We start from the raw sequence: 7,244 nt of genomic DNA on the forward strand, positions 1-7,244 counted from the left end.
CCGCGTCCTCGTCTAGCCGCGCGGTCCGGAGACCCGGCCGCGGACCCGCCGTCGCCCACGAACCCGCCGCCGGCGGCGGGGCCGCGGCCGGGTTAGGGGGCGCGCTGGATGTAGCCGACCAGGTGCTCGCGCTCGCTCTCCAGCTCGTCGATCGCGCTCTTGACCACGTCGCCGATGCTGACGATGCCGGCGAGCCGGCCGTCGTCCAGCACCGGGACGTGCCGGATGCGGTGCTCGGTCATGGTCCGGCGCAGCTCCTCCACGGCCTCGTCGGGCCCGACCGTGCGCACCTGGCCGGTCATGATGGACGAGACCGGGCGGTCGAGGAGGTCGGCGCCGTGCTCGTGCAGGCGGCGCACGACGTCGCGCTCGGAGGCGATCCCGGCGATGGCCGTGCCGTCCGGCGACACGACGGCCGCTCCGATGTTGTGTTCGGCGAGCACGGCCAGCAGCTCGCGCACGGTGGCGTCCGGCGGGACGGTGGCCACCGTGTCTCCCTTTCTCCGCAGGATGTCGCGAATACGCATCTCACACGCTCCGGGGGGTCGGTGCAGGGTCGGCGGTGAGGGGCTCCCGCCCAAGGTCGCACGCGCGGTGCGCGCGGAGAACCCCTGAAGCGCGGAGCCTCCCGATTCGGCTACGACAGATGTCGCGGCATGTAAGGGGGATTTGCCCTACGGCGACCCCGGTGTAACCCGCGCCCGGAATGGTTACCTACAGTAGGTGATCAGTCGCAGCGCGTCCGCGCTCGGCTGACCGGGTCGACCGGGACGGCCGAGTCCGGCCGGGGCCGACCCACCAGGGCTGAAGGGAGTCGCCGTGACCGTTCCGCGCATCGTCATCGTGGGCGCCGGGTTCGCCGGGTACGGCACCGCACGCCGCCTGGAACGGGCGCTCCGCCCGGCCGAGGCGGCGATCTCGCTCGTCGCGCCGTTCGGCTACACGCTCTACCAGCCGCTGCTGCCCGAGGTCGCGAGCGGGACGCTGGACCCGCGCTCGATCGCCGGGCCGCTGCACCGGCTGCTGCACCGCACCCGGATCGTCCCCGGCGTCGCCCTCGGCGTGGACCTGCGCGACCGGACGGTCACCGTCAACAAGATCGACGGCGAGCAGACCACGCTGCGCTACGACCACCTGGTGCTCTGCCCGGGCAGCGTCACGCGCACCTTCGACATCCCCGGCCTCAAGGAGTTCGGGCACGGGATGAAGAACCTCGCCGAGGCCGTCTACCTGCGCGACCACGTGATCGCGCAGCTGGAGCTGGCGGCGGCGACGCACGACCCCGACGAGCGGGCCGCGCGGCTCGGATTCGTGGTGGTCGGCGGCGGCTACTCGGGCGTCGAGACCACCGCGAACCTGCAGCTGCTCAGCTACAAGGCGCTGCGGCGCTTCCCGCGGCTCGACCCGGCCATGCTGTCCTGGACGCTGGTGGACATCGCGCCCAAGCTGCTGCCCGAGATCGGCGAGCGGCTCGGGGAGGTGGCCACGCGCACGCTGCGGCGGCGCGGCGTGGACGTCCGGCTGGGCGTCAGCATCGACCGGCTCACGGCCGACGAGGCGCGGCTCACCGACGGCCGGACGCTGCCGTGCCGGACGCTGATCTGGACGGCGGGCGTGAAGCCGTCCCCGGTCGTCGCCACCCTGGACGCGCCCACCGAGAAGGGCCGCCTCGTCGTCGGCGCGGACCTGCGTCTCGCGGGCCATCCCGAGGTCATCGCCCTCGGCGACGCCGCCGCCGTCCCGGACCTGGTGAAGGGCGGCAGCGCGGTCTGCCCGCCGACCGCCCAGCACGCCACCCGGCAGGCGCGGACCGCCGCCGCCAACGTCGTGGCGGCGCTGCACGGCCGCAAACCGCACGTGTACGCGCACAAGGACCTCGGCATGGTCATCGACCTCGGCGGCGCCCAGGGGGTCGCCCGACCGCTCGGCATGCGCCTCACCGGCCCGCTCGCGCAGGCCGTCACGCGCGGCTACCACCTGGCGACCGTCCCCGGGTACCGCGCGAAGGCCCGGGTCCTGGGCAACTGGGCGCTGCACGCGTTCGCCGGGGACGACCTGATCCGGCTGGGCTTCCTGGACACGCGGACGGGCGCGGCCGTCGACCTCGACCACACCGTGGCCGCACCGGTCTGATGCGCAGCCGGACGCCCGGACGGGGAACGCGCGCGGCGCGTGCGGTCCCGGACGCCCGCCAGCCCGCCGGGGGACGGGTCCTCCCGGCGCTCGCGGCGGCCGGGGCGCTGCCAGTGCTGGCGCTGCTGGCCCTCGGAACGCTGGCGGGGTGCGGGTCCGGGCCGTCCGGCCCGCCCGCCGTGGACCTGTACAACGCGCCGCAGGAGCACATGGCGCAGATCGTCCGGCGCTGCAACGACGCCGCGCGCGGCGCGTACCGGATCCGGCTGAACACGCTGCCGCGCGGCGCGGACGACCAGCGCGAGCAGCTCGTCCGGCGGCTGGCGGCCGGCGACCACGGCCTGGACGTGCTGGGCCTGGACGTCACCTGGACCGCCGAACTCGCCGAGGCGGGCTGGATCCGCGAGTGGACCGGCGCGCACGCGGCGGAGGCCCGGCGGGGCACGCTCGCCGCGCCGCTCGGCACCGCGACCTGGCGCGGACGGCTGTTCGCCGCGCCGTACAACACCAACGTCCAGCTGCTCTGGTACCGGTCGGACCTGATCCCGCACCCGCCGCGCACCTGGTCCGGGCTGATGGCCGAGTCGGCGCGGCTGGCCCGCGCGGGCGAGCCGTTCTACGGCGAGGTCACCGGCGCGCAGTACGAGGGCCTGGTGGTCTGGTTCAACAGCCTCGTCGCGTCCGCGGGCGGGACCATCCTGACCCCCGACGGCGAGCACGTCGCGCTCGGGCCGTCCGCGCTGGCGGCGCTGAAGGTGATGCGGGACTTCTCCCGCTCCAAGGCCGCGGACCCGTCCATGTCCAACACCAAGGAGGACGACGCGCGGCTGGCGGTCGAGGCCGGACGCGGCGCCTACGAGGTCAACTGGCCGTTCGTGTACGCGTCGATGACGTCCAACCGGCCGAAGCTCGCCCGGCACTTCCGCTGGGCGCCGTACCCGGGCCTGAACGGACCGGGGCGGTCCCCCCTCGGCGGCGCGAACTTCGCCGTCAGCCGCTACTCGCGGCACCCGGACGCGGCGTTCCGCGCGGCGCTGTGCCTGCGCGACCCCGAGAGCCAGCGCGTCGCGGCCGTCGAGGACGGCCTGCCCCCCACGATCGGGACCGTCTACGACGCGCCGGGCATGGACCGGGCGTACCCGATGCGGCAGACCATCCGGGACGCGCTGCGCACCGCCGCGCCGCGCCCGATGACCCCCACCTACCAGAACGTGTCGACGGTGACGGCCGTGACGCTGTCGCCGCCCCGGTCGATCGACCCGCCGCGGACGCTGGGGACGCTGCGCTCGCTCATCGGGGACGCGCTGGAGAGCCAGGGGGTGCTGCCGTGACCGCGGGGGAGACGGCCCGGACGGGCGCGGACGGGAACGGGGGCGGGCGGACGGTCAGCCGGGGCGCGCGCGACGAGCGCAGGCTCGGCCTGTGGCTGTGCGCGCCGGCGGCGGTGGTGATGCTGCTGGTGACCGGCTGGCCGATCGTCTACTCGGTGCTGCTGTCGCTGCAGCGCTACGACCTGCGGTTCCCCGGCCGCCGGGCCTGGATCGGACTGGCGAACTACGGCACCGTCCTGACCAGCGGGTTCTGGTGGAACGCGGTCTGGGTGACGGTCGTCGTCACGGTGGTCAGCGTCGTGATCGAGCTGGTCCTCGGGATGGCGATCGCGCTGGTGATGTACCGGACGCTGACCGGGCGCGGCCTGGTGCGCACGGCCGTGCTGATCCCGTACGGCATCGTCACGGTCGCCGCCGCCTACGGCTGGAAGTACGCCTGGACGCCCGGCACCGGCTGGCTGGCCGGGTTCCTGCCGGCGGGCAGCGCGCCGCTCACCCAGCACTGGCCCGCCCTGCTGATCATCATCCTGGCGGAGGTCTGGAAGACCACGCCGTTCATGTCACTGCTGCTCATGGCGGGCCTGGCGCTGGTGCCCGAGGACGCCCTGAAGGCCGCCGCGATGGACGGGGCGTCCGCCTGGCAGCGGTTCCGGCTGGTGGTGCTGCCGCTGATGGCGCCCACGATCTACGCCGCGCTGCTGTTCCGGATCCTGGACGCGGTGCGCATCTTCGACGACATCTACGTGCTGACCAACGGCGCGCAGAACACCTCGTCGGTGTCGATCATCGCCTACCACAACCTGATCTCCGGGCTGAACCTCGGCATCGGCTCGACCATGTCGGTGCTGATCTTCCTGGGCGTCTCGGTGGTGCCGGTGCTGTTCGTCAAGGTGCTCGGGGCGTCCGCGCCCGGGCAGGACAGGGGGCGGTGATGCGGGGGAACGCGCGCGCCCGGTGGGCCTTCCTGGACCTGCTCGTCCTGGTGTACGCGCTGGTCCCGGTCGTCTGGATCGCGTCGCTGTCGTTCAAGGAGCCGGCGACCGTCGGCCGCGGGACGTTCTGGCCGACCAAGTGGACCTGGTCGAACTACAGCGGGATCTTCAAGAACGACGACTTCGTGCGCGGCCTGGTCAACTCGATCGGGATCGGGCTCATCTCGACGGCGATCGCGATCGTGCTCGGCACGATGGCCGCCTACGCGGTGGCCCGGCTGAGCTTCCCGGGCCGCAACGCGGTGATCGGCCTGTCCCTGCTGATCTCGATGTTCCCGCAGATCTCGCTGGTCACGCCGCTGTTCCAGATCGAGCGCGGGCTCGGGCTGTTCAACACCTGGCCGGGGCTGATCCTGCCGTACGTGACGTTCGCGCTGCCGCTGACCATCTACACGCTCTCGACGTTCTTCAGGGAGATCCCGTGGGACTTGGAGAAGGCCGCCACCATGGACGGCGCGACGCCCCTGCAGGCGTTCCGGATGGTGATCGTCCCGCTCGCGGTGCCCGGCGTGGTGACCACCGCGATCCTGGCGTTCATCGTGTGCTGGAACGACTTCCTGTTCTCGATCTCGCTGACCTCGTCGAACGCGGCGCGCACCGCGCCCGCGACGATCTCGTTCTTCACCGGGTCCTCGCAGTTCGAGGACCCGACCGGGTCGATCGCGGCGGCGGCCGTGGTGATCACCATCCCGATCGTGGTCTTCGTGCTGGTGTTCCAGCGGCGGATCGTGTCCGGACTGACGTCCGGTGCGGTGAAGGGGTGAGCGGGGAGGGGGCGGGCGGTGGCTGAGATCGCGATGGAGGGGCTGACCAAGCGGTACCCGGACGGCACCGTCGCGGTGGACCGGTTCGACCTGACCATCGCCGACGGCGAGTTCATCATCCTGGTCGGGCCGTCCGGCTGCGGGAAGTCCACGACCCTCAACATGATCGCGGGGCTGGAGGACATCAGCGAGGGCGAGCTGCGCATCGACGGCGAGCGGGTGAACGAGCGCGCGCCGCGCGAGCGGGACATCGCGATGGTGTTCCAGTCCTACGCGCTGTACCCGCACATGACCGTCCGGGAGAACATCGGCTTCCCGCTGCGCCTGGCCAAGGTCGACAAGGCCGACAGCGAGCGCCGGATCAACGAGACCGCGCACCTGCTCGACCTGGAGGAGCTGCTGGACCGCAAGCCCGTCCACCTGTCCGGCGGGCAGCGGCAGCGGGTCGCGATGGGCCGCGCGATCATCCGCGACCCGAAGGCGTTCCTGATGGACGAGCCGCTGTCCAACCTGGACGCCAAGCTCCGGGTGCAGATGCGCACGATGATCTCGCGGCTGCAGAAGCGGCTCGGCACCACGACGGTCTACGTCACCCACGACCAGACCGAGGCGATGACCCTCGGCGACCGGATCGTGCTGATGCGCCGGGGCGTGGTCCAGCAGATCGGGTCGCCGGAGGAGCTGTACGACCATCCGTGCAACCTGTTCGTCGCCGGGTTCATCGGCTCGCCGTCGATGAACTTCCTGCCCGCCGAGGTGACCGACCAGCACCTGACCACCGTCATCGGGGACGTCCCGCTCACCGCGGAGATGCGCCGCGCGATCGCCGATCACGACGCGCCGAAGGAGCTCATCCTCGGCCTGCGGCCCGAGGCGTTCGACGACCCGCGGGCGGGCCGCCGCCGCAACTTCGACGGGCGGCCCCACACCTTCACCGGACACGTGGACATCCTGGAGTCGCTCGGCTCGGAGAAGCTCGCCTACCTGGCGCTGGACGACTCGGGCGCGGTGCAGTCCGAGCACCTCGCCGAGGCGTTCTCGGGCGGCACCGAGCGGATGAGCCTGCAGCTGGTCGCGCACCTCGACCCGAAGTCGCCGGCCCGGGAGGGCGAGGACATCCTGCTCGACTTCGACCCGTCCGCCGCCCACCTGTTCGACCCCGACAGCGGCCTCAACCTGACCAACTCCCGCTGATCCGCCGCCCGCTGCTCCGCCGCCGGGGCCGTGGCCGGTCAGCCGAGGTCGAGGCGCGCGAGCAGCCGCATCACGCCGGGCGACAGCCGGGAGAGCACGCGGCCCACCCGCGCCTCCGGCGTCACCGGGACGACCGCGCGGTCGCGCAGGACGGCCCGGACGACGTGCTCGGCGACCCGCTCGGGGCCGTAGCCGCGCCGGGCGTACGCGCGGGCGGCGCGCTCACGGCCCCGCTCCTGCGCCGCGTCGTCCCGCCCGACGAACCGGGACGTCCGGGTGATGTTGGTGTTGACGACGCCCGGGCAGATCGCGGTGACGCCGATGCCGCGGCCCGCCAGCTCGGCGCGCAGGCACTCGCTGAGCATCAGCACGGCCGCCTTGCTGGTGGCGTAGGCGGGCAGCGTCCGGGACGGCGTGAACGCGGCGGCCGAGGCCGTGTTCACGATGTGCCCGCCCTCCCCGCGCTCGGCCATCCGCGCCGCGAACAGCCGCGTCCCGTGCACGACGCCCCACAGGTTGACGTCCAGGACGCGCTTCCAGTCGTCCGGCGTGTGGTCGAGGAACCCGCCCGCCATGCCGATCCCGGCGTTGTTGACGAGCACGTCGGGGACGCCGTGCTCGTGCAGGACGGCCTTGGCGAAGTCCTCCATCGCGCCCGCGTCCGCGACGTCCACCTGGTACGGGTGCGCGTCCGGGCCGAGCAGCCGCGCCAGCTCGGCGGTGCGCCGCGCGGACGCAGCGTCCAGGTCGGCGGCGACGACCTCCGCGCCGCGCTCGGCGAACGCCAGCGCGGTGGCGCGGCCGATGCCGCTGCCCGCGCCGGTCACCAC

At 73.2% G+C, this 7,244-nt stretch carries 7 protein-coding genes; 5 read left to right on the forward strand and 2 right to left on the reverse strand.

Going from position 1 to position 7,244, the window contains the following annotated elements; genetic code table 11:
- Positions 1-92 precede the first annotated feature (92 nt).
- Complete coding sequence (locus tag DZF91_RS10455) at positions 93-527, reverse strand: CBS domain-containing protein (protein WP_117357277.1); 435 nt, start codon at positions 525-527, stop codon at positions 93-95.
- Positions 528-819: 292 nt separating this feature from the next.
- Here DZF91_RS10455 and DZF91_RS10460 point away from each other — a divergent pair, with 292 nt between their 5' ends.
- Genes DZF91_RS10460 through DZF91_RS10480 form a run of 5 tightly spaced genes read left to right on the forward strand, consistent with a single transcriptional unit; the run spans position 820 to position 6,414 of the window.
- Complete coding sequence (locus DZF91_RS10460) at positions 820-2,133, forward strand: NAD(P)/FAD-dependent oxidoreductase (RefSeq protein ID WP_117357278.1); 1,314 nt, start codon at positions 820-822, stop codon at positions 2,131-2,133.
- Positions 2,133-3,464 carry an ABC transporter substrate-binding protein gene (locus tag DZF91_RS10465; protein ID WP_117357279.1) on the forward strand — a complete coding sequence of 444 codons (1,332 nt, stop codon included), beginning with the start codon at positions 2,133-2,135 and terminating at the stop codon, positions 3,462-3,464. The genes DZF91_RS10460 and DZF91_RS10465 overlap by 1 nt, the downstream gene beginning before the upstream one ends.
- Complete coding sequence (locus tag DZF91_RS10470) at positions 3,461-4,396, forward strand: carbohydrate ABC transporter permease (RefSeq protein ID WP_117357280.1); 936 nt, start codon at positions 3,461-3,463, stop codon at positions 4,394-4,396. Before DZF91_RS10465 ends, DZF91_RS10470 begins: the two co-directional genes overlap by 4 nt.
- Positions 4,396-5,220, forward strand: coding sequence for a carbohydrate ABC transporter permease (locus DZF91_RS10475; RefSeq protein WP_117357281.1), 825 nt, complete (start codon positions 4,396-4,398; stop codon positions 5,218-5,220). The genes DZF91_RS10470 and DZF91_RS10475 overlap by 1 nt, the downstream gene beginning before the upstream one ends.
- 18 nt (positions 5,221-5,238) lie before the next feature.
- Positions 5,239-6,414 (forward strand): ABC transporter ATP-binding protein, encoded by a 1,176-nt coding sequence (locus DZF91_RS10480; RefSeq protein ID WP_117357282.1) that lies wholly within the window; start codon positions 5,239-5,241, stop codon positions 6,412-6,414.
- A 38-nt stretch (positions 6,415-6,452) separates the two neighbouring features.
- On the opposite strand, the gene DZF91_RS10485 is transcribed toward DZF91_RS10480, so the two are convergent.
- The coding region (locus tag DZF91_RS10485; protein WP_117357283.1) for an SDR family NAD(P)-dependent oxidoreductase at positions 6,453-7,244 on the reverse strand (792 nt) is incomplete at its 5' end.

This window comes from Actinomadura logoneensis (assembly GCF_003428695.1).
GTDB classification, from domain to species: domain Bacteria; phylum Actinomycetota; class Actinomycetes; order Streptosporangiales; family Streptosporangiaceae; genus Spirillospora; species Spirillospora logoneensis.